19 protein-coding genes are annotated in these 22,324 nt (G+C 72.6%); 3 read left to right on the top strand and 16 right to left on the bottom strand.

Annotated elements, in window-relative coordinates:
* The first annotated feature begins 76 nt into the window (after positions 1–76).
* Positions 77–2,035, top strand: a complete 1,959-nt coding sequence (locus tag AC6CKD_RS04920; protein WP_498325328.1) for a protein kinase domain-containing protein — start codon at positions 77–79, stop codon at positions 2,033–2,035.
* Positions 2,036–2,129: 94 nt separating this feature from the next.
* On the opposite strand, the gene gatB is transcribed toward AC6CKD_RS04920, so the two are convergent.
* The 11 genes from gatB to AC6CKD_RS04865 form a co-directional block, all read right to left on the bottom strand.
* Positions 2,130–3,638, bottom strand: coding sequence for an Asp-tRNA(Asn)/Glu-tRNA(Gln) amidotransferase subunit GatB (gatB, locus tag AC6CKD_RS04915; RefSeq protein WP_498325326.1), 1,509 nt, complete (start codon positions 3,636–3,638; stop codon positions 2,130–2,132).
* A 15-nt stretch (positions 3,639–3,653) separates the two neighbouring features.
* Positions 3,654–3,905: a hypothetical protein gene (locus tag AC6CKD_RS04910; protein ID WP_356509652.1), complete on the bottom strand. Its 252-nt coding sequence runs from the start codon at positions 3,903–3,905 to the stop codon at positions 3,654–3,656.
* Positions 3,902–5,407, bottom strand: a complete 1,506-nt coding sequence (gene gatA / locus AC6CKD_RS04905; RefSeq protein WP_498325324.1) for an Asp-tRNA(Asn)/Glu-tRNA(Gln) amidotransferase subunit GatA — start codon at positions 5,405–5,407, stop codon at positions 3,902–3,904. Before gatA ends, AC6CKD_RS04910 begins: the two co-directional genes overlap by 4 nt.
* Before the next feature lie 5 nt (positions 5,408–5,412).
* Positions 5,413–5,709, bottom strand: coding sequence for an Asp-tRNA(Asn)/Glu-tRNA(Gln) amidotransferase subunit GatC (gene gatC, locus AC6CKD_RS04900; RefSeq protein ID WP_007266718.1), 297 nt, complete (start codon positions 5,707–5,709; stop codon positions 5,413–5,415).
* 191 nt (positions 5,710–5,900) lie between these two features.
* Positions 5,901–8,102: a putative bifunctional diguanylate cyclase/phosphodiesterase gene (locus tag AC6CKD_RS04895; protein WP_498325322.1), complete on the bottom strand. Its 2,202-nt coding sequence runs from the start codon at positions 8,100–8,102 to the stop codon at positions 5,901–5,903.
* A gap of 387 nt (positions 8,103–8,489) precedes the next feature.
* Positions 8,490–10,700: an NAD-dependent DNA ligase LigA gene (ligA, locus tag AC6CKD_RS04890; protein WP_498325321.1), complete on the bottom strand. Its 2,211-nt coding sequence runs from the start codon at positions 10,698–10,700 to the stop codon at positions 8,490–8,492.
* A 31-nt stretch (positions 10,701–10,731) separates the two neighbouring features.
* Positions 10,732–11,727 (bottom strand): methionine synthase, encoded by a 996-nt coding sequence (locus tag AC6CKD_RS04885; RefSeq protein WP_498325320.1) that lies wholly within the window; start codon positions 11,725–11,727, stop codon positions 10,732–10,734.
* Positions 11,724–12,413 carry an SDR family oxidoreductase gene (locus tag AC6CKD_RS04880; protein ID WP_498325318.1) on the bottom strand — a complete coding sequence of 230 codons (690 nt, stop codon included), beginning with the start codon at positions 12,411–12,413 and terminating at the stop codon, positions 11,724–11,726. The genes AC6CKD_RS04885 and AC6CKD_RS04880 overlap by 4 nt, the downstream gene beginning before the upstream one ends.
* 136 nt (positions 12,414–12,549) lie before the next feature.
* The gene (locus AC6CKD_RS04875) at positions 12,550–13,479 is read right to left on the bottom strand and encodes a hypothetical protein (protein WP_498325317.1); all 930 of its coding nucleotides are present in this window, start codon (positions 13,477–13,479) and stop codon (positions 12,550–12,552) included.
* Between the two features lie 2 nt (positions 13,480–13,481).
* Entirely contained in the window at positions 13,482–13,826 is a 345-nt protein-coding gene (locus tag AC6CKD_RS04870; protein ID WP_498325316.1) for a DUF1330 domain-containing protein, read from the bottom strand.
* Between the two features lie 117 nt (positions 13,827–13,943).
* On the bottom strand, positions 13,944–14,924 hold the full coding sequence (locus AC6CKD_RS04865; RefSeq protein WP_498325315.1) for a GlxA family transcriptional regulator: 981 nt from the start codon (positions 14,922–14,924) through the stop codon (positions 13,944–13,946).
* A 147-nt stretch (positions 14,925–15,071) separates the two neighbouring features.
* Between AC6CKD_RS04865 and AC6CKD_RS04860 the strand changes: the two genes are divergently transcribed.
* Entirely contained in the window at positions 15,072–16,022 is a 951-nt protein-coding gene (locus AC6CKD_RS04860; protein WP_498325314.1) for an NADP-dependent oxidoreductase, read from the top strand.
* Between the two features lie 22 nt (positions 16,023–16,044).
* On the opposite strand, the gene mnmA is transcribed toward AC6CKD_RS04860, so the two are convergent.
* Positions 16,045–17,184, bottom strand: coding sequence for a tRNA 2-thiouridine(34) synthase MnmA (mnmA, locus tag AC6CKD_RS04855; RefSeq protein ID WP_498325313.1), 1,140 nt, complete (start codon positions 17,182–17,184; stop codon positions 16,045–16,047).
* Between the two features lie 70 nt (positions 17,185–17,254).
* On the opposite strand from mnmA, the gene AC6CKD_RS04850 reads away from it, so the two are divergent.
* Positions 17,255–17,932, top strand: coding sequence for an N-acetylmuramoyl-L-alanine amidase (locus AC6CKD_RS04850; protein ID WP_498325312.1), 678 nt, complete (start codon positions 17,255–17,257; stop codon positions 17,930–17,932).
* Between the two features lie 26 nt (positions 17,933–17,958).
* Here the strand turns inward: AC6CKD_RS04850 and AC6CKD_RS04845 are convergent, their stop codons facing one another.
* The 4 genes from AC6CKD_RS04845 to AC6CKD_RS04830 all read right to left on the bottom strand — a co-directional run bounded on the left by AC6CKD_RS04845 (position 17,959) and on the right by AC6CKD_RS04830 (position 22,323).
* Positions 17,959–19,122, bottom strand: a complete 1,164-nt coding sequence (locus AC6CKD_RS04845) for a cysteine desulfurase family protein (protein ID WP_498325310.1) — start codon at positions 19,120–19,122, stop codon at positions 17,959–17,961.
* 254 nt (positions 19,123–19,376) lie between these two features.
* Entirely contained in the window at positions 19,377–20,243 is an 867-nt protein-coding gene (locus AC6CKD_RS04840; RefSeq protein ID WP_498325309.1) for a thioesterase family protein, read from the bottom strand.
* 77 nt (positions 20,244–20,320) lie between these two features.
* Positions 20,321–20,977, bottom strand: coding sequence for a trimeric intracellular cation channel family protein (locus tag AC6CKD_RS04835; protein ID WP_498325308.1), 657 nt, complete (start codon positions 20,975–20,977; stop codon positions 20,321–20,323).
* A gap of 242 nt (positions 20,978–21,219) precedes the next feature.
* Positions 21,220–22,323 carry an ABC transporter ATP-binding protein gene (locus AC6CKD_RS04830; RefSeq protein WP_498325307.1) on the bottom strand — a complete coding sequence of 368 codons (1,104 nt, stop codon included), beginning with the start codon at positions 22,321–22,323 and terminating at the stop codon, positions 21,220–21,222.
* Position 22,324: the final 1 nt, after the last annotated feature.

Here is a 22,324-nt window from a genome sequence, read left to right as displayed (position 1 = left end):
CGCCGCTGCTCCTTGACCGCCGCCCCACCGCCCCGGGAAGCTGACCCCCACTCAAACAACCGGAGCTGGGGGGAAATTGACCAGCCAGAACCTGCACATCGGGCCGGACGCGGCAGCGGACCGCTACCGCTTGCTCCGGTCCATCGGGCGCGGCGGGGAGGCCGTGCTCTACCTCGCGGAGATCGAACTCGCGGGAGGATCCGAGCCCGTCGTCGTGAAGGTGCTCGACTCCAAGGCCACGATCACCCCGGACGTCTTCGACCGGATCAGCCAGAAGTGGAACGAGCAGGCGGAACTGCTGCGCTTCGTGCACCGGCCGGGCGTCGTGGGCGTACGGGAGCATTTCGAGGGGCCGCCGATCCACCGGCCCGGGGAGTCCTCGACGCTGACCGGACGGGCCCTGGTCCTGGTCATGAACCACGTCGACGGACTCGACCTGCGCGACTGGCGTGCCGAGCGGACCCTCGCCACGGCCGCCGAGCGGCGCGAAGTGATGCGCACGCTGGAGCAGCTGGCCGACGTGCTGGACTGGCTGCACTCGGGGAAGGCCACCCCCTCCGGGCGTCAGGTGATCCACGGCGACCTGTCCCCCGGCAACGTCATGGTCGACGCGCACGGGCAGGCCACCCTGGTGGACTTCGGCCTCAGCAAGCTGACCGCCGACCACCAGACGGCGGAGGTGTGGTTCACCCAGGGCTACGCGGCGCCGGAGGTCTTCGAGGGGAAGCGGACCCCGGGCGCGGACCGGTACGCCTTCGGGGCCCTCGCGTACTTCCTGCTGAGCGGGGAATCCCCGCCCTCGACGCCCGAGCTGCTGTCCCAAGCCCTCCTACGGCTCCCGCAGTTCGCCGTGCTGGACGCGGAGCAGCGGGCGCGCATCGCCTCCATCTACGCGGCCGACCCGCTGAAGCGTCCGGTGAACCTGGCGGGCTGGATGAAGGACATCCGCCGCGCGGTGGTGTCCACCACCACGTCCACCTCCCAGCGGGTGGTCCAGGACGCGGTGCCGGTGCCGGCACCGGCACCGCCGTCGGCTCCCCCGGCCGCGGCTCCCGACCTGGCGGCGGCCCCGCCGAAACCGGTGGCCGCGCCCCAGCAGCCCTCGCAGCCGCCGGCTGCCCCAGTGGCGGCCCCGGCCGTTCCGGCGAGTGCCCCGGCCGGTCCCCCGACCCAGCCACCGCCCACCGAGCCGGCGTACACGCCACCGCCCACCGAGCCGGCGCCGGCGTACACACCGCCTCCCGCCCAGCCCGTGTACACCCCGCCGCCCGTCCAGGCGAGCGTGCCGCAGGGCTACGGCCCTGCGGCCGCGGCCGTGTTCCCCACGGAACCGGTACCGGCCCCGGCGCCGCCCCCGCGCAAGAAGCGGCGGACCGGGCAGGTGCTCGGGGCGGCGCTGACGGTCATGGTGGTCGGGACCGCGGCGGTGGTCGGCGTCAGGCTGTTCGGGGACACGAAGGAGGAGACCGGCGGGAACACGGCGGCCGGTGGGGACAAGGCGGCCTCGTCCTCCCCGGCACCCGTGAGCCCGACCCCCACCCCGACGCCGAGCCCGTCCGAGTCCGAGTCCGAGCCCGGTTCAGGCGGCCCGACGGCTCAGCCCACGGCGACGGGTTCCCAGGCCCCGTCCGGGGTCGCGCCGGGGGTCAATGCCGCCGATCTGACCGTCATGAGCCCGGTATCCGACCTGGGCGGGTTCGAGGTCCGGCCGGCCAAGATCGACACCAAGGAGTACGGGGCGGCGTTCGTCGCCGAACGCCGCTGCAACAGCGACACGTACACCGAGTTCGACCTCAACCGTGCGTGGAACAAGCTCGACTTCATCGTGGGCATCGACGACGGCTCGACCAACGAGAAGGGGCGGATCAGCGTCTCCCTCGACGGCCGGCCCGCCGCCTTCTCCGAACTCGTGCAACTGGGCAAGCCGATCACCCACACGGTCGACGTGAGCGGCGCCCTGCGGCTGCGGATCAAGGTGGACAAGGGCTGCGACAACGGCACCGTGGTCATCGCCGCCCCCGTACTCAAGCGCTGAGACCACGAAGGCCCCGTACCGGATCCCACCGGTACGGGGCCTTCGTCCATGCGCGGGCGACGCCGTCGCCTCCTGCGCCGGCAAACTGCGTCGACTACTCCGAGACGCCCAGGCGCTCCAGGATGAGTTCCTTGACGCGAGCCGCGTCGGCCTGGCCGCGGGTGGTCTTCATGACCGCTCCGACCAGTGCGCCGACGGCGGCGATCTTGCCGCCGCGGATCTTGTCGGCGATGCCCGCGTTGCCCGCGATGGCCTCGTCGACGGCCGCGCCCAGCGCGCCCTCGTCCGAGACGACCTTCAGGCCGCGCTTCTCGACGACCTCGTCCGGGGTGCCCTCGCCGGCGAGCACGCCTTCGAGGACCTGGCGGGCCAGCTTGTCGTTGAGCTCGCCGGCCGCCACCAGGGCCGCGACGCGCGCGACCTGGACGGGGGTGATCGGCAGCTCGTCGACGACGACGCCCTGCTCGTTGGCGTTGCGCGCCAGCTCGCCCATCCACCACTTGCGGGCGGCCGCAGCGTCGGCGCCGGCCTCGATGGTGGCGACGATGGAGTCCACCGCGCCCGCGTTGAGGATCGACTGCATGTCGTGCTCGGTGACGCCCCACTCCTGGAGGAGGCGGTTGCGGCGCACGCGCGGCATCTCCGGCAGACCGGAGCGCAGCTCCTCGACCCAGGTACGGGCCGGGGCGATCGGGACGAGGTCGGGCTCCGGGAAGTACCGGTAGTCCTCGGCGTTGTCCTTGATGCGGCCGGCCGTGGTGGAGCCGTCCTCCTCGTGGAAGTGCCGGGTCTCCTGCACGATCGAGCCGCCGGAGGAGAGCACCGCCGCGTGGCGCTGGATCTCGAAGCGGGCCGCGCGCTCGACGGAGCGCAGCGAGTTGACGTTCTTCGTCTCGCTGCGGGTGCCGAACTCGGACTCGGGGGTCGGGCGCAGCGACAGGTTGACGTCGCAGCGCATCTGGCCCTTGTCCATGCGGGCCTCGGAGACGCCGAGCGCCTTGATGACCTCGCGCAGCTCGGCGACGTACGCCTTGGCCACCTCGGGGGCGCGCTCGCCGGCGCCCTCGATCGGCTTGGTGACGATCTCGATGAGGGGGATGCCGGCGCGGTTGTAGTCCAGCAGCGAGTGGGACGCGCCGTGGATGCGGCCGGTGGCGCCGCCGACGTGCAGCGACTTGCCGGTGTCCTCCTCCATGTGGGCGCGCTCGATCTCCACGCGGAAGATCTCGCCGTCCTCCAGCTGGACGTCGAGGAAGCCGTTGAAGGCGATCGGCTCGTCGTACTGGGAGGTCTGGAAGTTCTTCGGCATGTCCGGGTAGAAGTAGTTCTTCCGGGCGAAGCGGCACCACTCGGCGATCTCGCAGTTCAGCGCGAGACCGATCTTGATGGCGGACTCGATGCCGATCTCGTTGACGACCGGCAGCGCGCCGGGCAGGCCGAGACAGACCGGGCAGGTCTGCGAGTTGGGCTCGGCGCCCAGCTCGGTCGAGCAGCCGCAGAACATCTTGGTCTTCGTGCCGAGCTCGACATGGACCTCGAGGCCCATGACGGGGTCGTACGACGCGAGGGCGTCCTCGTACGACAGCAGTTCAATGGCAGTCACAGTGGAAATTCCCTCTCAGCCCAGCAGGACGTCGTCGTCGCCGAGACGCTTCAGTTCGCGGTACAGGATCGCGAGGCCGGTGACGATGGCGGCGGCGGACACGACGGCGTCGATCAGCTTCAGCGTGTCGTGCTCGGTGCGGGCCTTCCTGGCCTGCTTGACGACGCTGAGGGCACCGAAGGCGGTGGTGCCGATGGACAGGTACGTACCGGACTTGGACTTCCTGAAGCCCTTGGCCTTGGACAGCGCACTCGTATTGGAACTCACAGCGACGGAGCCTCCTCAAGCAGCGGGTGACCCCAGCGCTCGACGAAGGCGGCCTCGACTGCGGCACCCACCTTGTACAGGCGGTCGTCCTTCATCGCCGGGGCGATGATCTGGAGCCCGACCGGCAGACCGTCCTCCGGGGCCAGGCCGCAGGGCAGCGACATGGCGGAGTTGCCGGCCAGGTTGGTCGGGATGGTGCACAGGTCCGCGAGGTACATCGCCAGCGGGTCGTCGGTGCGCTCACCGATCGCGAAGGCGGTGGTGGGCGTCGTCGGGGAGACGATCACGTCGACCTGCTCGAAGGCCTTCTCGAAGTCCCGCGTGATGAGCGTGCGGACCTTCTGGGCGGAGCCGTAGTACGCGTCGTAGTAGCCGGAGCTGAGCGCGTACGTACCCAGGATGATGCGGCGCTTGACCTCGTCGCCGAAACCGGCTTCGCGGGTCAGGGCGGTGACGTCCTCGGCGGACTTGGTGCCGTCGTCGCCGACGCGCAGGCCGTAGCGCATGGCGTCGAAGCGGGCCAGGTTCGAGGAGCACTCGGACGGCGCGATGAGGTAGTACGCGGCCATCGCGAGGTCGAAGGACGGGCAGTCCAGCTCCACGATCTCGGCGCCGAGCTCCCTGAGGAGGGCGACGGACTCGGTGAACCGCTGGACGACGCCCGCCTGGTAGCCCTCACCGGCGAACTGCTTGACGACACCGACGCGCATGCCGGCGACGGAGCCGTTGCGGGCCGCCTCGACGACCGGCGGGACCGGGGCGTCGATGGAGGTCGAGTCCATCGGGTCGTGGCCGGCGATGACCTCGTGGAGGAGCGCCGCGTCCAGGACCGTACGGGCGCAGGGACCGCCCTGGTCGAGGGAGGAGGAGAAGGCCACCATGCCGTAGCGGGAGACCCCGCCGTACGTGGGCTTCACGCCGACGGTGCCCGTGAGGGCGGCGGGCTGGCGGATGGAACCGCCGGTGTCCGTGCCGATGGCCAGCGGCGCCTGGAAGGCGGCCAGCGCGGCCGCGGAGCCGCCGCCGGAGCCGCCGGGGACCCGGGTGAGGTCCCAGGGGTTGCCGGTGGGGCCGTAGGCGCTGTTCTCGGTGGAGGACCCCATGGCGAACTCGTCCATGTTGGTCTTGCCGAGGATGACGACGTCGGCTTCCTTCAGCTTGCGCGTCAGGGTGGCGTCGTACGGCGGGATCCAGCCTTCGAGGATCTTCGAACCGACGGTGGTGGGGATCCCGACGGTGGTGAAGATGTCCTTGAGGGCGAGCGGTACGCCGGCCAGCGGGCCGAGCTGCTCGCCGCGCTCGCGCTTGGCGTCGACGGCGGCCGCCTGGGCCAGTGCGCCCTCGCGGTCGACGTGCAGGAAGGCGTTGACCTTCTCGTCGGTCGCCTCGATGCGGTCCAGGTGCGCCTCGGTGACCTCGACGGCCGTGAGCTCGCCGGAGGCGATCTTCTCGGCGGTCTGCGCGGCCGTGAGCCTGATGATGTCGATGTTGATGTCAGCCATGGTGATTAGTCCTCCCCCAGGATCTGCGGCACCTTGAAACGCTGCTGCTCCTGGGCGGGAGCGCCGGAAAGCGCCTGCTCGGGGGTGAGCGACGGACGGACCTCGTCCGCGCGCATGACGTTCGTCAGCGGCAGCGGGTGGGAGGTCGGCGGGACGTCTTGGTCGGCGACCTCGGAAACGCGGGCGACCGCGCCGATGATGTCGTCGAGCTGTCCAGCGAAGTGGTCGAGCTCTTCGCTCTTCAGCTCCAGACGTGCCAGCCGAGCGAGGTGGGCGACCTCCTCGCGCGTGATGCCAGGCATGCAGCGATCCTCTGGGGGTTCGAGTGTGTAGGTTCCGGCCCCAATCCTATGGGGCCCCGCCCCCGCCCGGCGCCCCGGTTTCCCCCCGGGGCGGTACGAAGCCCCCGCGCGGGGTGATTCCGCCGCGTGGCGGGGCCGCCGATGACGCGGGCCTCAAACGCCTGCGGGACTGGAAACTGTCCTGCGGGCCCTCACTGAGTCTGGGCCGCCGCCGCGGCGGCCGTCTCCGCCGCCAGCTCCGCCGTGATGTCCGCCGGCCGCCGCCAGCCGCGCTCGCCGCGGGCCAGCAGCCAGGCCGTCGCCTCCTGCGGAGGCATGGCGGCGGCGACCAGCCAGCCCTGGACGGCGTCGCAGCCCAGGTCGCGCAGCCGCTCCCACGTCTCGTCGTCCTCGACGCCCTCCGCGACGACGAGCAGGCCGAGGGAGTGGGCGAGGTCCACCGTGCAGCGGACGATCTCCGCGTCCTGGGCGTCCACCGCGAGCCGCGCCACGAACGACCGGTCGATCTTGAGTTCGCTGACCGGCAGCCGCCGCAGGTGGACGAGGGAGGAGTAGCCCGTGCCGAAATCGTCCAGGGACATCTTCACGCCGTGGCCGGTCAGCCCGGCCATGGTGTCGGCTGCCCGCTGCGGGTCCTCCAGGAGGACGTGTTCCGTTATCTCCAGCTGGAGACCGCTCGCCGGGACCCCGTGCCGGGCCAGGCGCGCGGCCACGGCGCCCGCGAAGCCGGGGGTGTGGACGTCGCGGGGCGACACGTTGACGGCGACCGGGACCTTGAGGCCCTGGGCCCGCCACCGGGCGACCTGCGCGAGCGCGGTCTCCAGTACGTACTCCGTCAGGTGCGGCATCAGCCCGGAGGTCTCCGCGATGGCGATGAACTCGTCCGGCGACACCCGGCCGCGTTCCGGGTGCACCCAGCGCACCAGCGCTTCCAGCCCGGCCACCTTGCCGTCGAAGCGGACCTTCGGCTGGTAGTGCAGTTCCACCTCGCCCGCGTCCAGCGCCCTGCGCAGGTCGCCCAGCAGGCCGAGCCGGTCGGGGGTGTTGCTGTCGCGCTTGGACTCGTAGACCTCGACTCCCGTCCGGTCCCGCTTCGCCTGGTACATGGCGACGTCGGCGCGGCGCAGCAGTCCCTCCGCGTCCAGCGCGTGGTCGGGGAAGACGGCGAGGCCGGCGCTGGCCTCCAGGACCAGGGTCAGGCCGTCCAGGTCGAGGGGGGAGCTGAGTTCGGCGACCAGGTTGCGGGCGACCCGCTGGGCGCTGGTGGTGGAGTCGGCGATGGGGAGCAGGACGGCGAACTCGTCGCCGCCGAGCCGGGCCGCCTCGGCGTCCGGGGGCAGGGCCTGGCGCAGCCGGTCCGCGATCTGCAGGAGCAGCCGGTCGCCCGCGAGGTGGCCGAGGGTGTCGTTGACCGCGCGGAAGCGGTCCAGGTCGATCAGCACCAGCGCCGAGCGGGTGCCCAGACGCTCGGCCTGGTCGAGGGCGCTCCAGGCGCGCTCCAGCAGCCACTGCCGGTTCGGCAGTCCGGTGAGCGGGTCCCGCAACTGCTCCTCGGCGCGGGCGCGGGCGATCCACAGGGTGGAGTCCAGGGCGATCAGCGGTACGGCGAACAGCGGCAGCAGCACCGGCTGCGATTCGGCGACCACGCAGATCAGCGGGGCGATGCCGAGGAGTGCGACGGCGACCAGGACCTGGCGCAGCAGCGCGGTACGGGCGACCGTGGGCAGTCCCCCGCCGCTCGGGGCCAGGGCGAGCCAGAGCAGGACGCGGGTGACGAGCAGGTAGGCGACGGCGACCAGGATGACCTCGGGGACCGCGTCGAGCTCCCAGCCGGTGGGCCGCCACGGGTGCTCGACGGAGGGGTCCTCGCCGAACGCGGCGAGGACGAGGGCGCCCGCACCGATGCCGAGGATGTCGGTGGCCCCGTGCAGCAGGCCCTGGCGCCAGCGGTGCCTGCGGGCGGCGCCGACGAGGGAGACCACGGCGAGCGAGACCAGGCCGGCGGGGACCCATCCGTAGAGGATGAGGACGCCGAGGGTCAGGGCCGCGCCCGATCCGGTGCCGCCCCACCAGCGGTCGCGGCCGAGGGCGACGAGGTGGCCGACGATGATGCCGGTGAGCAGGGCGAGCGCCCAGCCGACCGGGCCGCCGGGGAACAGGGCGTGACGGCTGGTCAGTGCGGCGACGACGCCGACGCCGAGCACGACGGCGGCGAGGCCCACGATGACGAAGGGCAGGGCGAGGCTCCGGCCCGCCGGGCCCGTCCCCGCTCCGGTGGCGAGCGGTCGCGATCGCGGTGTCCTGGAACCCAGGACACCGAGCCGGCCCGTCCGCATGGACGGGAACACCCCGCCGAAATCTGGTGACGGGTCGGCGCTTTCGGTGGGTTTCATGCCCGTCCCTCTCACAGCCGGCGATGCCGATGCCACGCGATGGCCCCGATGTCATGCCATCACGGCTGGAATCGCGTCAAGCAGCCGTGCACGACAGGCGCACCCCTCAACAGTAGGACGCGGGAGGCACCCAGGGGCAGCGGTCGGCGGCGGTTGCCCGAATACGACCCAGCCATCCTCATCAGTACGGTATCCGCCGAACGGGTGAGTTTGGACCAGGACCCCCGGCCACCCCTCCGATGATCCGACAGGTCACGGGCCCGCGACCAGCCTTGTACCGGCCTCGCGTGGGCCCGGTACCGGCCGTTCGCCGCCGCGTGCCACCGCCGCCCGCGCCCGGCGCGCGCCCGCTCGTACGGCCGCACGCCACGCATCCGTTCGCCTTCGCTACTCCGCTCCGGCGTCGCCGTCCACCGGGAGCGCGGCCGCGCGTGCCGCATCGGGGCCCTCCTCCAGCAGGACGGCGAATCCCGCGTCGTCCAGGATCGAGAGCTTCAACTGCACGGCCTTGTCGTACTTCGAGCCCGGGTTGTCGCCGACCACGACGAAGGAGGTCTTCTTCGAGACGGACCCCGTCACCTTGGCGCCGCGGCTCTGCAGGGCCTCCTTCGCTCCGTCCCGCGTGTGGCTCTGCAAAGTTCCGGTGACGACGACGGTCAGACCCTCCAGCGGGCGCGGCCCCTCGTCCTCGCCGGAACCTTCCTCCTCCATCCGGACTCCGGCCGCCCGCCACTTGCGCAGGATCTCCTGGTGCCATTCCTCGGCGAACCACTCCTTGACCGAGGTCGCGATGATCGCGCCGACGCCGTCGGTGGCGGCCAGCTCCTCCTCGGTCGCCTGCTCGATCCGCTCGATGGAACGGAACGCGCGGGCCAGTGCCGCCGCCGCGACCGGGCCGACGTGCCGGATCGACAGCCCGTTGATGATCCGGGCCAGCGGCTGGGTCTTGGCCGCCTCGATGTTCGCGAGCATGGCCAGCGTGTTGGCCTTGGCCTCGCCCTCCTTGTTCGCGAAGAAGGTGACGACCTTCGGCTCGCCGGTCTTCGGATCGATCTTGGGCTGACCCGAGTCCTGGTCCCGTACGTACGAGGTGATGGGGAGCAGCTGCTCCAGGGTGAGCCCGAAGAGGTCGCCCTCGTTCGCCATCGGGGGGACCGAGGGTTCGAGCGGCTGGGTGAGGGCGGCCGAGGCCACGTACCCGAAGTTCTTGATGTCCAGGCAGGCACGCCCGACCAGGTAGAACAGCCGCTCGCGCAACTGGGCGGGACACGTCTGCGCGTTGGGGCAGCGCAGGTCGATGTCCCCCTCCTTCATCGGCCGTAGCGGCGTCCCGCACTCGGGGCACTCGGCGGGCATGACGAACTCCCGCTCGGTGCCGTCCCGGAGGTCGACCACCGGCCCGAGGATCTCGGGGATGACGTCGCCGGCCTTGCGCAGGACGACGGTGTCGCCGATGAGCACGCCCTTGGCCTTGACGACCTCCTGGTTGTGCAGGGTCGCGAACTCGACCTCGGAGCCCGCCACCGTCACCGGCTCCACCTGGGCGTACGGGGTCACGCGCCCGGTGCGGCCGACGCCGACCTTGATGTCGATCAGCTTGGAGTTGACCTCTTCGGGCGCGTACTTCCAGGCGATGGCCCAGCGCGGTGCGCGCGCGGTGGAACCGAGCCGGCCCTGGAGGGCGATCTCGTCGAGCTTGACGACGACGCCGTCGATCTCGTGCTCCACCGAGTGGCGGTTCTCGCCGAAGTACGCGATGAACTCGCGGACGTCGGCGAGCGTGGAGACCACCTTGTTGTGCTGGGCGGTGGGCAGGCCCCACTCGTGGAGCAGCTCGTACGCCTGCGACTGGCACTCGATCTCGAAGCCCGCGCGGGCGCCGATGCCGTGGACGACCATGTGCAGCGGCCGGCTCGCGGTGATCTTCGGGTCCTTCTGGCGCAGCGAACCGGCCGCCGCGTTGCGCGGGTTGGCGAAGGGCTTGCCCTCGGCCTCGACGAGCCGGGCGTTGAGCTCCTCGAACTTCTCCATCGGGAAGTAGACCTCGCCGCGGATCTCCACCAGGGCCGGGATCCGGTCGCCCTTGAGGCGGTCGGGGATCTCGGCGATGGTGCGGACGTTGGGCGTGATGTCCTCGCCCGTGCGGCCGTCGCCGCGGGTGGCGGCGCGGGTCAGGCGGCCGTTCTCGTAGGTGAGGTTGACGGCGAGGCCGTCCACCTTGAGTTCGCACAGGTAGTGGTAGTCGGAGGTGTTGGCGTCCCGGGCCACGCGCTCGGCCCAGGCCGCCAGTTCCTCGTCGTCGAAGGCGTTGTCGAGGGAGAGCATCCGCTCGCGGTGCTCGACGGAGGCGAAGTCGGTCTCGTACGCCCCGGCCACCTTCTGGGTGGGCGAATCGGGCGTGCGCAGCTCCGGGTACTGCTCCTCCAGCGCCTCCAGCGAGCGCAGCAGCTTGTCGAACTCGGCGTCGCTGACGACCGGCTGGTCGTTCACGTAGTACCGGAAGCGGTGCTCCTCGACCTGCTCGGCGATCAGCGCGTGCTGCTCGCGCAGTTCCGCCGGTACGGTCGATTCGCTGCCCTGCTTCTGTTCGGCTGCCATGCCGTGTCCTCCCGTGACCCGTCTCGATCCATCACTCAGGGTTGTCGGCGAGCGACCTCGCCGCCCTGACGCAGTGCGCCTGAACCGCCCGCGCGTAGGCGGGCGAAGCGCCCGCCAGACCGCACGTCGGGGTGACCACCACGGACTCCGCCAGAGTCCCCGGGGTCAGCCCCAGCCTGCGCCAGAGCTTCCTGACACCCATGACGCTACCGCCCGCGTCCGACAACGGGCCGTCGGTCCCGGGCACCACTCCGGCGAAGAGTTTCGTACCGGCTTCGACGGCCTCCCCGATGGCGTCGTCCTCGCGCTCGGTGAGCAAGGAGAAATCGAACGACACGCCCGAGACTCCGGCGCGCCGCAGCAGCCCGAAGGGCACCTCGGGGGCGCAGGAGTGGACGATCACCTCCCCGTCGTGGACGGCGAACAGCTCGCGCAGCGTCCCCTCGACGACCTGCCGGTCGACGGCGCGGTACGTGCGGTAGCCGCTGGCGGACCGCACCCGGCCGAGCAGGACCGCGGTGAGCGAGGGCTCGTCGTACTGGAGGACGATCTCGGCGCCGGGGATGCGCTTGCGTACGTCGGCCAGGTGCTCGCGCACGCCCTCCGCGAGGGAGCCGGCCAGGTCCCGGCAGGCGCCCGGGTCCTGGAGGACGGCCTCGCCGCCGTGCAGCTCCAGGGAAGCGGCCAGCGTCCACGGCCCGACGGCCTGGACCTTGAGCCGGCCCTGGTAGCCCTGGGTGAACTCCTCCAGGGCGTCCAGGTCTTCCCCGAGCCAGGAGCGGGCCCGCTTGCTGTCGCGGCCGGGCCGGTCGCTGATCCGCCAGCCGCTGGGCTCGACGTGCGCGTACATGTCCACGAGCAGCCCGAGGGAACGGCCGATCATGTCCGAGCCGGGCCCCCGGGCGGGCAGCTCCGCGAGGTACGGGAACTCCTCGAAGGAGCCGGTGACGGTCTTGGCGGCCTCCCGGGCGTCGCCCCCGGGGAGCGAGCCGATTCCGGTGGCTCCGCCGGTACGGCCCGTGCTCATCGGCCGGGCCTGACGGTGAGGTCGCTGACCACGGCGTCGCGGGGCAGGTCGACGGCCATCACGATGGTGGTCGCGACGGACTCGGCGTCGATCCAGTCGCCGGCGTCGTAGGACTCGCCCTCCTGGGAGCGGACCTTGGCCTGCATCGGGGTGGCGGTGCGGCCGGGGTAGACGGAGGTGACGCGGATCCCGTTCTCCTTCTCCTCCGCCCGGAGCGAGTCGGCGAGGGCCTTGAGCCCGTGCTTGGAGGCGGCGTACGCGCTCCAGTCGGCGTGGGCGGCGAGCCCTGCGCCGGAGTTCACGAAGACGATGGTGGCGTGCGAGGCCCGCAGGGTCGGCAGCAGCAGCCGGGTCACCTCGGCGGGGGCGATGAGGTTGACGTTGAGCTGCTGGTGCCAGGTCTTGGGGCGCAGCTCCCCCACCGGGCCGAGGTCCACGATGCCGGCGATGTGCAGGAGCGAGTCGATCCGCTCCGGGATCGCCTGCTTGGAGAAGGCCCACGAGAGCCGGTCGGGGTCGGCGAGGTCCCCGACGAGGGCGCCGGATCCGGGGTACCGGTCGGTGAGCTGACGGGCGCGGGCGGCGTCGCGGGCGAGCAGGACGAGGTCGTCGCCGCGGGCGTGCAGGCGGTCCGCGACGGCTTTGCCGATGCCGGAGCCGGCGCCGGTGATCAGATGAGTGGCCATGCCGCCATGCTCGCATCCCGCCCGCACCCGCCGGTCCCACCGGTGTGCGGGCCCGTCCCGTCGGCCGCCGGGGGCAGCACGTCCCGCAGGACCGGCGGCAGGCCGGCGGCACGTCGGCGCCCGCCGCCGAGCCGGGTCAGCGGGTCGAGGCGTGGGCTCGGGTGATGGCCTCGCGGGCCTCTTCCGTGTGGATGTCCGGGAGCGGCGGGGACAGGTCCCGGCCGACGAGCGCCCGGGGGGCCGCGGAGCGGACCGCCGCGCGGACGTCGCGCCGGGGCCCGGCCCAGCGGGCCAGGGCCGCGTCGCGGACCTCCGCCAGGACCGCCGCCCGGTGCGGCTGCGGCGGGTCGAATGCCGGAGCCCGCCGCGTGTGCTCCGCCCAGCGGTCCTCCCAGAACTCCACGGTCCACCCCGGCCAGCGCTCGCCCACCTCCGCGAGCTCCGGATGCCGGGTCGTCTGCCACCACCCCACGCGCCGCAGCAGCGGGTCCACGTGGATCCCGCCCTCGCAGTCCCCCGCGTACTGCGCGTGCGCCGGCGCCCCCGCCAGCCGTTCCAGCAGGGCCGGGCCCTCGTCCACCGGCTGGTCGCCGATCATCGCCAGCACGTGGCAGCGCCCGTCCACCGTGACGACCACCACCGGCGGGTCGGGATCGGCGAGCTCCGGATGGCCCGGCTCCAGCACCGGGCTCGCGGACGTTCGGCTCCGGTACGCGCAGGGCTCCGCGCCCACGTACGCGCGCAGGCCGCGCTGGCCGTCGTAGAGCCACTGCACGCGCCAGCCCGGCCAGGCCAGCCGCAGCAGTTCGAACGCCGCCGCCCGGGTGCGCGTGGAGGCGAAGACGCCTTCCCACGCGAACAGCAGCAGGACCTTCCGCGCGACGTCCACGAGGGCGCCGGCCTCGCACATCTCGTCGTCGTACCAGGGGCCGGTGGCTTCCGTGTGGGCTTCGGCGAACGGGACGAACGCCCGGGGTCCGGCGAGGAGGTCGAGGTCGAGGCCTACGGCGCCGAAGGATGACTGGTAGCGCCGACGGCCGATGAGGAAGGTGGCGCGCTCCGACATCGTCAGAGGCCCGCGGCTTCGCGCAGGCTTGCCGCCGTCTTCGAGGCGTCGTAGTCCGCGGGGACGCCGTCGACGAGGATGATGTCCCCCGCGATGTGGTCGGCGCGCAGCGGGATCAGGGCCTGATAGGGGGCGGACACGTACCAGGCGCGGGCCCGCTCCAGGTCCGGGAAGGAGATCATGACGATCGTGCCGGGCCAGCTGCCCTCCACGACCTCGACCTCCTTGCCGTGGACGAGGAAGCGGCCCTCGAAGGGGTCCATGGTGGCCTGGATCTCCTCGATGTAGCGGAGGATGTCCTCGTTCATCGTCTCGGGGCGTATGTGGGCGATGGCGTAGGCGGTCATCTCGGGCCTCTTCTTCCCTGCGGGATCGGCTTGTTGGTCCGATCCTGCCCGCTTGTCGCTCCGAAGGCGATTACTTCCCAGGTCATTCGCGAGCGGGGGCGGGGCCGGGGAGCGGCATCAATGGTGCGCTGGCGCAGAGGAGTTGGGCTGGAAGGTGCGCCGGTAGGCGATCGGGGAGATGCCGAGAGCGGCACGCATGTGCTGGCGGAGCGAGTTCGCGGAGCCGAAGCCGGAGCGGTGGGCGACCAGGTCGACGGGGAGGTCGCTGGACTCCAGCAACTGGCGTGCCATTTCGAGGCGTTGGCCGGTGAGCCACTGCACCGGGGTCATGCCGACCTCGTCGCGGAAGCGGCGGGTGAAGGTGCGCAGGCTCATCCGGGCGTGGGCGGCCAGTTCGGCCAGGGCGATCGGTTCGGCGAGGCGTTCCAGGGCCCAGGACCGGGTGGCGGTGGTGGTGGCGACGGTGGGCTCGGGGACGGGCCGGACGATGTACTGGGCCTGCCCGCCGTCGCGCCACGGCGGGACCACGCACAGTCGCGCGGTCAGGTTGGCGACGGCGCTGCCGTGGTCGGCGCGGACGAGGTAGAGCAGGAGGTCGATGCCGGCGGCCACCCCGGCCGAGGTGAGGATGTCGCCGTCGTCGACGAAGAGGACGTCCTCGTCGAGCCGGACGCGCGGGAAGGCGCGCCGGAACTCGGGCGCGTGGACCCAGTGGGTGGTGGCGGGCCGTCCGTCGAGCAGCCCCGCGGCGGCGAGCACCTCGGAACCGGTGCAGATCGACACGACGCGGGTGCCGGGACGGATCCGGGCGAGGGCGTCGGCGAGGGCCTGCGGCAGCGGCTCGCCGCGCAGGAGCCCGGGCATGGAGTGGGTGGGCGGAACGATCACGGTGTCGGCCGCCGCGAGGGCCTCGGGCCCGGCACTGACGCCGATGGTGAATCCCGCATCGGTCGCCACGGGCCGGCCGTCCGCCGTGCAGACGGTGACCTCGTACAGGAAGCCGCCGTCCGAGGCCCGGGCGTTCCCGAAGACCCGCGAGGGCATTCCGAGCTCGAACGGGGCGACGCCCTCGAGGGCGAGTACGGCTACACGGTGCATGGCCAGATTCTGTCACATGGTGGCCATTCGGCCACCACCACGGCTGCCCGCGCCCGGCCAAGCTGGTGCCATCGGCCGGGGGAACCGGCAGGTGACAGCAGACCGAGCACGACCGAGCACTTACCGAGCACGATCAGGGAGACATTCATGCGCGCCATCGTCGTCAGCCAGTGGGGCGGACCCGAGGTACTGACCGAGACCGAGCTGGACCGCCCGGAGCCGGGTCTCGGCGAGATCCTGGTACGGGTCCACGCCGCCGGGGTGAACCCGGTGGACTGGAAGACCCGGGCCAGCGGCGCCCTCATCCCCTGGGGCGCGGTCCCGGCCGTCGGCTGGGACGTGTCGGGCACGGTCGCGGCCGTCGGACCCGGGGTGACGCTGTTCCAGCCGGGCGACGAGGTCTTCGGCATGCCCCGCTTCCCGCACCAGGCCGGCGGCTACGCCGAGTACGTGACGGCCACGGCCCGGCACTTCGCCCGCAAGCCCGAGACGCTCGACCACGTCCAGGCGGCGGCCCTGCCGCTGGCGGCGCTCACCGCGTGGCAGGCGCTGAACGACACCGCCGGCGTGCGGCCGGGGCAGCGGGTCCTGGTGCACGCGGCCGCGGGCGGCGTGGGGCACTTCGCCGTCCAGATCGCCAAGGCGCTCGGGGCGTACGTGATCGGCACCGCCAGCGCCGCCAAGCACGAGGTGCTCCGCTCGCTCGGGGCCGACGAGCTGGTCGACTACCGGACCACGGCCTTCGAAGACGTGGTCGCGGACGTGGACGTCGTGATCGACGCCATCGGCGGCGACTACGGGGCGCGTTCCCTGAAGGTGCTGCGCCCGGGCGGGCACCTGATCACTCTGAACGGTCCGGACGACGTGCCGGCCGGCGCCGAGGGCTACCGCACCGGCTGGACCCTCGTCGAGCCGGACCCGGCGGGCCTGAAGGCCATCGCCGCGCTCGTGGCGGAGGGGAAGCTCCGCCCGGTCATCGACACCGTGCTGCCCCTCGCGGAGGCCGCGAAGGCCCACGAGATCGGCGAGCAGGGCCGGACGACCGGCAAGATCGTCCTGACGGTGGTCCAGCCCGAGCAGCCCGACCAGCCCGTCTAGACGTGCAGGACGTGCAGGACGCCTAGGCCGAGGCGGCCGCGGTCGCCCGGGTGGTCGCGGCGATCGTGGCGGAGCCGACCACGCGGGTGCCGTCGTAGAGGACGATCGCCTGGCCGGGGGCCACACCGCGGACGGGCTCGGTGAAGCGGACGCGCAGTTCGCCGTCCACCAGTTCGGCGAAGACCTCGGTCTCGCCGCCGTGGGCGCGCAGCTGCGCGGTGTACGTGCCCGGGGCCGCTGCCGTGGAGCCGCACCAGCGGGGGCGGATCGCGGTGAGGGCGGTGACGTCGAGGGCCTCGACCGGGCCGACGGTGACGGTGTTGTTCACCGGGGAGATGTCGAGGACGTAGCGCGGCTTGCCGTCGGGGGCCGGGTGACCGATCCGCAGGCCCTTGCGCTGGCCGATGGTGAACCCGAAGGCTCCCTCGTGGGTGCCGACCTTCTCGCCGGTGGCCTCGTCGACGATGTCGCCCTCGGCCTTGCCCAGGCGGTTCGCCAGGAAGCCCTGCGTGTCGCCGTCGGCGATGAAGCAGATGTCGTGGCTGTCGGGCTTCTTCGCGACGGCCAGGCCCCGCTCCTCGGCCTCCGCGCGGATCTCTTCCTTGGTGGTGAGGGTGTCGCCGAGCGGGAACAGCGCGTGGGCGAGCTGCTTCTCGTCGAGCACGCCGAGGACGTACGACTGGTCCTTGGCCATGTCGGAGGCCCGGTGCAGCTCGCGCGTGCCGTCCCCGTTCAGGACGACGGTGGCGTAGTGACCGGTGCAGACGGCGTCGAAGCCGAGCGCGAGGGCCTTGTCGAGCAGCGCGGCGAACTTGATCTTCTCGTTGCAGCGCAGGCAGGGGTTCGGGGTGCGCCCGGCCTCGTACTCGGCGATGAAGTCCTCGACGACGTCCTCGCGGAAGCGCTCGGCGAGGTCCCAGACGTAGAACGGGATGCCGATGACGTCGGCGGCGCGGCGGGCGTCGCGGGAGTCCTCGATCGTGCAGCAGCCGCGGGCTCCGGTCCGGAAGGACTGCGGGTTCGCGGAGAGGGCGAGGTGGACGCCGGTCACGTCGTGCCCGGCTTCGACGGCGCGGGCGGCGGCGACGGCGGAGTCGACGCCGCCGGACATGGCGGCCAGGACGCGGAGGGGGCGGGGGCTGCTCGGCAGGTTCTCAGTCATAGCACCGTCCAGGGTACGGGGGAACCGCGCGGGCTCACAGCGCGTTCTCGGTGGCAGGGGGTGGATCACCATGGCGAGCAAGAGCGACAAGGGCGGTACGGGCAAGAAGGGGCGGCCCGGACGGACCCGCAGGGCGGTGCTGTTCGGCGGGCTCGGCGTGCTGACGGCCGCCGCGGTCGCCGGGCGCGACGAGATCGGGCGGGCCTGGTGGCTGGTGCCGGGGGTGTCCAAGCCGAGGCAGGACGGCGAGCTGGACCACGCGGGGGCCTCCTGGACGGCGGCCTCCCCGGCGAACTGGCGGATGGCGGACCGGCCCGCGGACTACCGGGTGGACCGGATCGTGGTGCATGTCACCCAGGGCGGCTTCAAGTCCTCGGTGGACGCCTTCAAGAATCCGTTCCACCGGGCCTCGGCGCACTACATCGTCGGCCAGGACGGCCACATCGAGCAGATGGTGCGCGAGCTCGACGTCGCCTTCCACTCGGGCAACCGCTCCATGAACGAGCGCAGCGTCGGCATCGAGCACGTCGGGTTCGTGGACCGGCCGAAGGACTTCACGGACGCGATGTACGGGGCTTCGGCGCGGCTCGCCGCCGACGTCTGCAGGCGGTACGGGATACCCGCCGACCGCAAGCACTTCGTCGGCCACTCCGAGGTGCCGGGAGCCGACCACACGGACCCCGGCCGCCACTGGGACTGGGACCGCTACCTCCGCATGGTCAACGAGGCCGGCGCGGCCGGCGCCTAGCGCGTCTCGGCCCAGGTCGTCGCGCCCTAGCTGAGGCCCGCCGTACGGGCGCGGGCCACGGCCGGGCCGATGGCGGCGGCGACGGCGTCCACGTCGGCCTGCGTGGAGGTGTGGCCGAGGGAGAAGCGCAGGGTCCCCCGGGCCAGGCGCGGGTCGGTGCCGGTGGCGAGCAGTACGTGGCTGGGCTGGGCCACCCCGGCCGTGCAGGCGGAGCCGGTGGAGCACTCGATGCCCTGGGCGTCGAGCAGGAGCAGCAGGGAGTCCCCCTCGCAGCCGGGGAAGCTGAAGTGGGCGTTGGCGGGGAGCCGGTCATCCGGGTCGCCGCCCAGGACCGCGTCGGGGACCTCGCGGAGCACGGCGGAGACGAGCCGGTCGCGCAGGCCGCCGATCTCGGTGGCGAACCGTTCGCGCCGCTCGGCGGCGAGTACGGCGGCCACCGCGAAGGCGGCGATGGCCGGGACGTCGAGGGTGCCGGAGCGGACGTGCCGCTCCTGGCCTCCGCCGTGCAGGACGGGTACGGGGCTCTGGTCACGGCCGAGCAGCAGCGCGCCGATCCCGTAGGGTCCGCCGACCTTGTGGCCGCTCACGGTCATGGCGGCGAGTCCGCTGTCGCCGAAGCGGACGTCGAGCTGGCCGAAGGCCTGGACGGCGTCGGAGTGCAGCGGGATGCCGGACTCACCGGCGACGGCGGCCAGTTCGGCGATCGGCATGACGGTGCCGATCTCGTTGTTGGCCCACATGACGGTGGCGAGGGCGACGTCCTGGGGGTCGCGCTCGATCGCCTCGCGGAAGGCATCGGGGTGCACCCGGCCGTAGCGGTCCACGGGCAGGTACTCGACCTGCGCCCCCTCGTGCTCGGCGAGCCAGTGCACGGCGTCGAGGACGGCGTGGTGCTCCACGGGGCTGGCCAGGACGCGGGTCCGGGCCGGATCGGCGTCGCGGCGGGCCCAGTAGAGCCCCTTGACGGCGAGGTTGTCGGCCTCCGTGCCGCCGGCGGTGAAGACCACCTCGCTCGGACGGGCCCCGAGCGCGTCGGCGAGGGCCTCGCGGGCCTCCTCGACGGTGCGGCGGGCACGGCGGCCGGCGGCGTGCAGGGAGGATGCGTTGCCCGTCACGGCGAACTGCGCGGTCATCGCCGCAGCGGCCTCCGGCAGCATCGGAGTGGTGGCGGCGTGGTCGAGGTAGGCCATGATCCCCCGATTCTACGAGTCCCCCGCGCCCCCGATCCCCCGCCGGTGCCTCGGGGCCGCGCCGGCGGGGCCCGGCGGCGTGCCGCCGCGCGGGGCGGAAGTCCCCTACCCGGGACCCCTGGGGCTCTGCCCCAGACCCCGCGCCTCAAACGCCGGCGAGGCTGGATTGTGCCGCGCAGCGGCATGTGCCAGCCCGTCCGGCGTGTGAGGACCGGGTTCGGCAGCGCCCGGGGAACGAAGAAGGCCCCGGTGCGTTAGGAGGCGGCGGCCGGGCGCGGGGCGCTCGCCAGTTGGCGGGACTGGGCCACCAGCCGGTCCGCGGAGTCCCAGATCTCCGCGTCCTCCTCCAGGAAGCCGCCCGCCAGGTTGCGCGTGGTGATCGCCACCCGGAGCGGACCGGGTGCCGGCCGGTGGCGGACGTGGGTGGTGAGTTCCACCGTCGGGGTCCAGCCGAGCAGGCCGAGGTCGAAGGAGGTCGGCGGGAGCGCGTCCACCGCCAGGAGCAGGGACAGCGGGTCCGCGTCGCGGCCGTCCGCGAGCTCGAACCAGGACCGCATCTCCCCCTTGCCCGAGGGCTGCCCGACGGCCCAGCCCGCCGTCGCCGGGTCCAGGCGCAGCCGGAGCCGGTCCACGATCGCCGAGCTGCCGGGGATCGGGGCCGGGCCGGCCTCGGGGCCGAGGCAGTCCTCGTAGGCGGGGATGACCGGCGGGAGGGCCGTGGTGTGGACGGAGTCCGGGAGCGCCGCGAGGTCCCCGTAGCGGGCCAGGACGCGGATCCGCTCGATCTCGGCGCCGTTCTCGTCGAACTGGAACAGGGAGGCCTGCCCGGTGGAGAGCGTACGGCCGACCCGTACGACCTCGGTGCGGATCACGGCGGGGCCCGGAACCGACGAGGTCAGGTAGTGCGCGGAGACCGTGAAGGGGTCCGGGTGCGGCAGGGCCGACGACAGGGCGCGGCCGACGAGGGCCAGGAGGTAGCCGCCGTTGACGGCGGTGATGATCGTCCACCCGGCGGAGAGGTCCGCGTCGTACACCCCGGGCTCGCCCGCACGGGCGGTGACGGCGGTGTCGCGGTCGAACTCGCTGTCGCCGATGGACGCCTTGGCAGCTGCGTGTGACATGGAACGACCGTACACCCGGACCCTACTAAGCGGTAGCTTTTCTTGGTGGGGCCGACTGCTACGGCGGCTCGGCGGGCCTACGGCTCCTCCGCCACCGACGAGCGGCGGTTCCACGCGAGCGGTGCGCGCCAGTGGTAGCGGATGGCCAGCAGCCGCAGCACGAAGGTGGTGACGATCGCCAGGCCCGTCGTGATGCCGTTCAGGTGGTCGAAGCTGATGAAGAGCGCCACCATCGAGGCGCCGATGACGGCCGGGACGGCGTACATCTCGCGGTCGCGCAGCAGCGAGGGCACCTCGTTGACGAGGACGTCGCGCAGCACGCCCCCGCCGACGGCGGTGGCCAGGCCGAGCGCGGCGGACGCGGTGAGGCCGAGGCCGTACTCGTACGCCTTGGTCGTGCCCGTCACGCAGAACAGCCCGAGGCCGGCCGCGTCGAAGACGTTGATGGCGCGGTTGATCCGCTGGACCTCGGGGTGCAGGAAGAAGACGAACGCGGCGGCGACCAGCGGCGTGACGAAGAATCCGAGATCGCTGAAGGCGGCGGCCGGGGTGGCGCCGATGACGATGTCGCGGAACAGGCCGCCGCCCAGGGCGGTGACGAGCGCGAGGACGACGATGCCGAAGACGTCGAAGTTCTTGCGCACGGCGAGCAGGGAGCCGGCCGTGGCGAAGACGAAGATGCCCGCGAGGTCCAGGGCGTGCTGGACTCCGGGCGGGAAGAGATCGTGGATCACGGCTTCATTCTGCCGGTCGCCCCGCGGCGGGCCGGAAGGGGTGGGGCGCGGCCCCGGCTCCGAGGCGGCGGCCGGCCCTGCCAGGTCGGGAGGGCGCCCCCGTGGGGCTGCGGACCGTGGTCGGGTGCGGCGCCGCCGTCAGGGGCTCCGCCCCCGAACCCCCGCGCCTCAAACGCCGGGGGGCTGATCTTTGCCCGTGGGCCCGAGCGGCGGGGCTGATTCTGCCCCGCCGCGTCCGTCCGTCAGTCCGTCGGCTTCGCCACGGCCTCCGCCGCGCCCGGCAGGGCGGGGTCGCCCGGGGCCTGGTCGGGGGCGTTCTCCGGGTGGTGGCAGGCCACCTGGTGGCCGGTCTTCAGCGCGATGAGCGGGGGCTCCTGCGTGGTGCAGACCTGGGTCGCCTTCCAGCACCGGGTGTGGAAGCGGCAGCCGCTCGGCGGCGAGATCGGCGAGGGCACGTCCCCCTTGAGCAGGATGCGGCCGCTCTTCACTCCGCGCCGGCGCGGGTCCGGCACCGGGACGGCCGACATCAGGGCCGTGGTGTACGGGTGCATGGGCGCCGTGTACAGGGACTTGTTGTCCGCGAGCTCGACGATCTTGCCGAGGTACATGACCGCGATGCGGTCCGACACGTGCCGGATGACCGACAGGTCGTGCGCGATGATCACGTACGTGAGGCCGAGCTCCTCCTGGAGGTCGTCCAGCAGGTTGACCACCTGGGCCTGGATGGACACGTCGAGGGCCGAGACCGGCTCGTCGGCCACGACCAGCTTCGGCTTCAGGGCCAGTGCGCGGGCGATGCCGATGCGCTGGCGCTGACCGCCGGAGAACTCGTGCGGGTAGCGGTTGTAGTGCTCCGGGTTCAGCCCCACCAGGGAGAGGAGGCGCTGGACCTCCGCCTTGAGGCCGCCCTCGGGCTGGACGCCCTGGAGCTTGAACGGGGCGCTGACGATGGTGCCCACCGTGTGCCGCGGGTTCAGCGAGCCGTACGGGTCCTGGAAGATCATCTGCACGTCGCGGCGCATCGGGCGCATGCCGGACACGCTCAGGTGCGTGATGTCCTTGCCCTCGAACTCGACCTTTCCGCCGGTCGGTTCGAGCAGCCGGGTGATCAGCCGGCCCATGGTCGACTTGCCGCAGCCGGACTCGCCGACGATGCCGAGGGTCTCACCGGGGTAGACCTCGAAGTCGATGCCGTCGACGGCCTTCACGGCGCCGGCCTGGCGGCGCAGCAGCCCCTTGGAGATGGGGAAGTGCTTGACCAGTCCGGTCACCCTGAGCAGCGGCTCCGGGGAGGCCACCGCTTGGGCCGGGACGGTGGCCCCGGCGGCCCTGTCGTTCTTGCTCATG

It is taken from the genome of Streptomyces sp. GQ60 (assembly GCF_059758875.1).
Note: the sequence above shows the minus strand (reverse complement) of the source record. Positions and strands in the feature narration are given on the sequence as shown.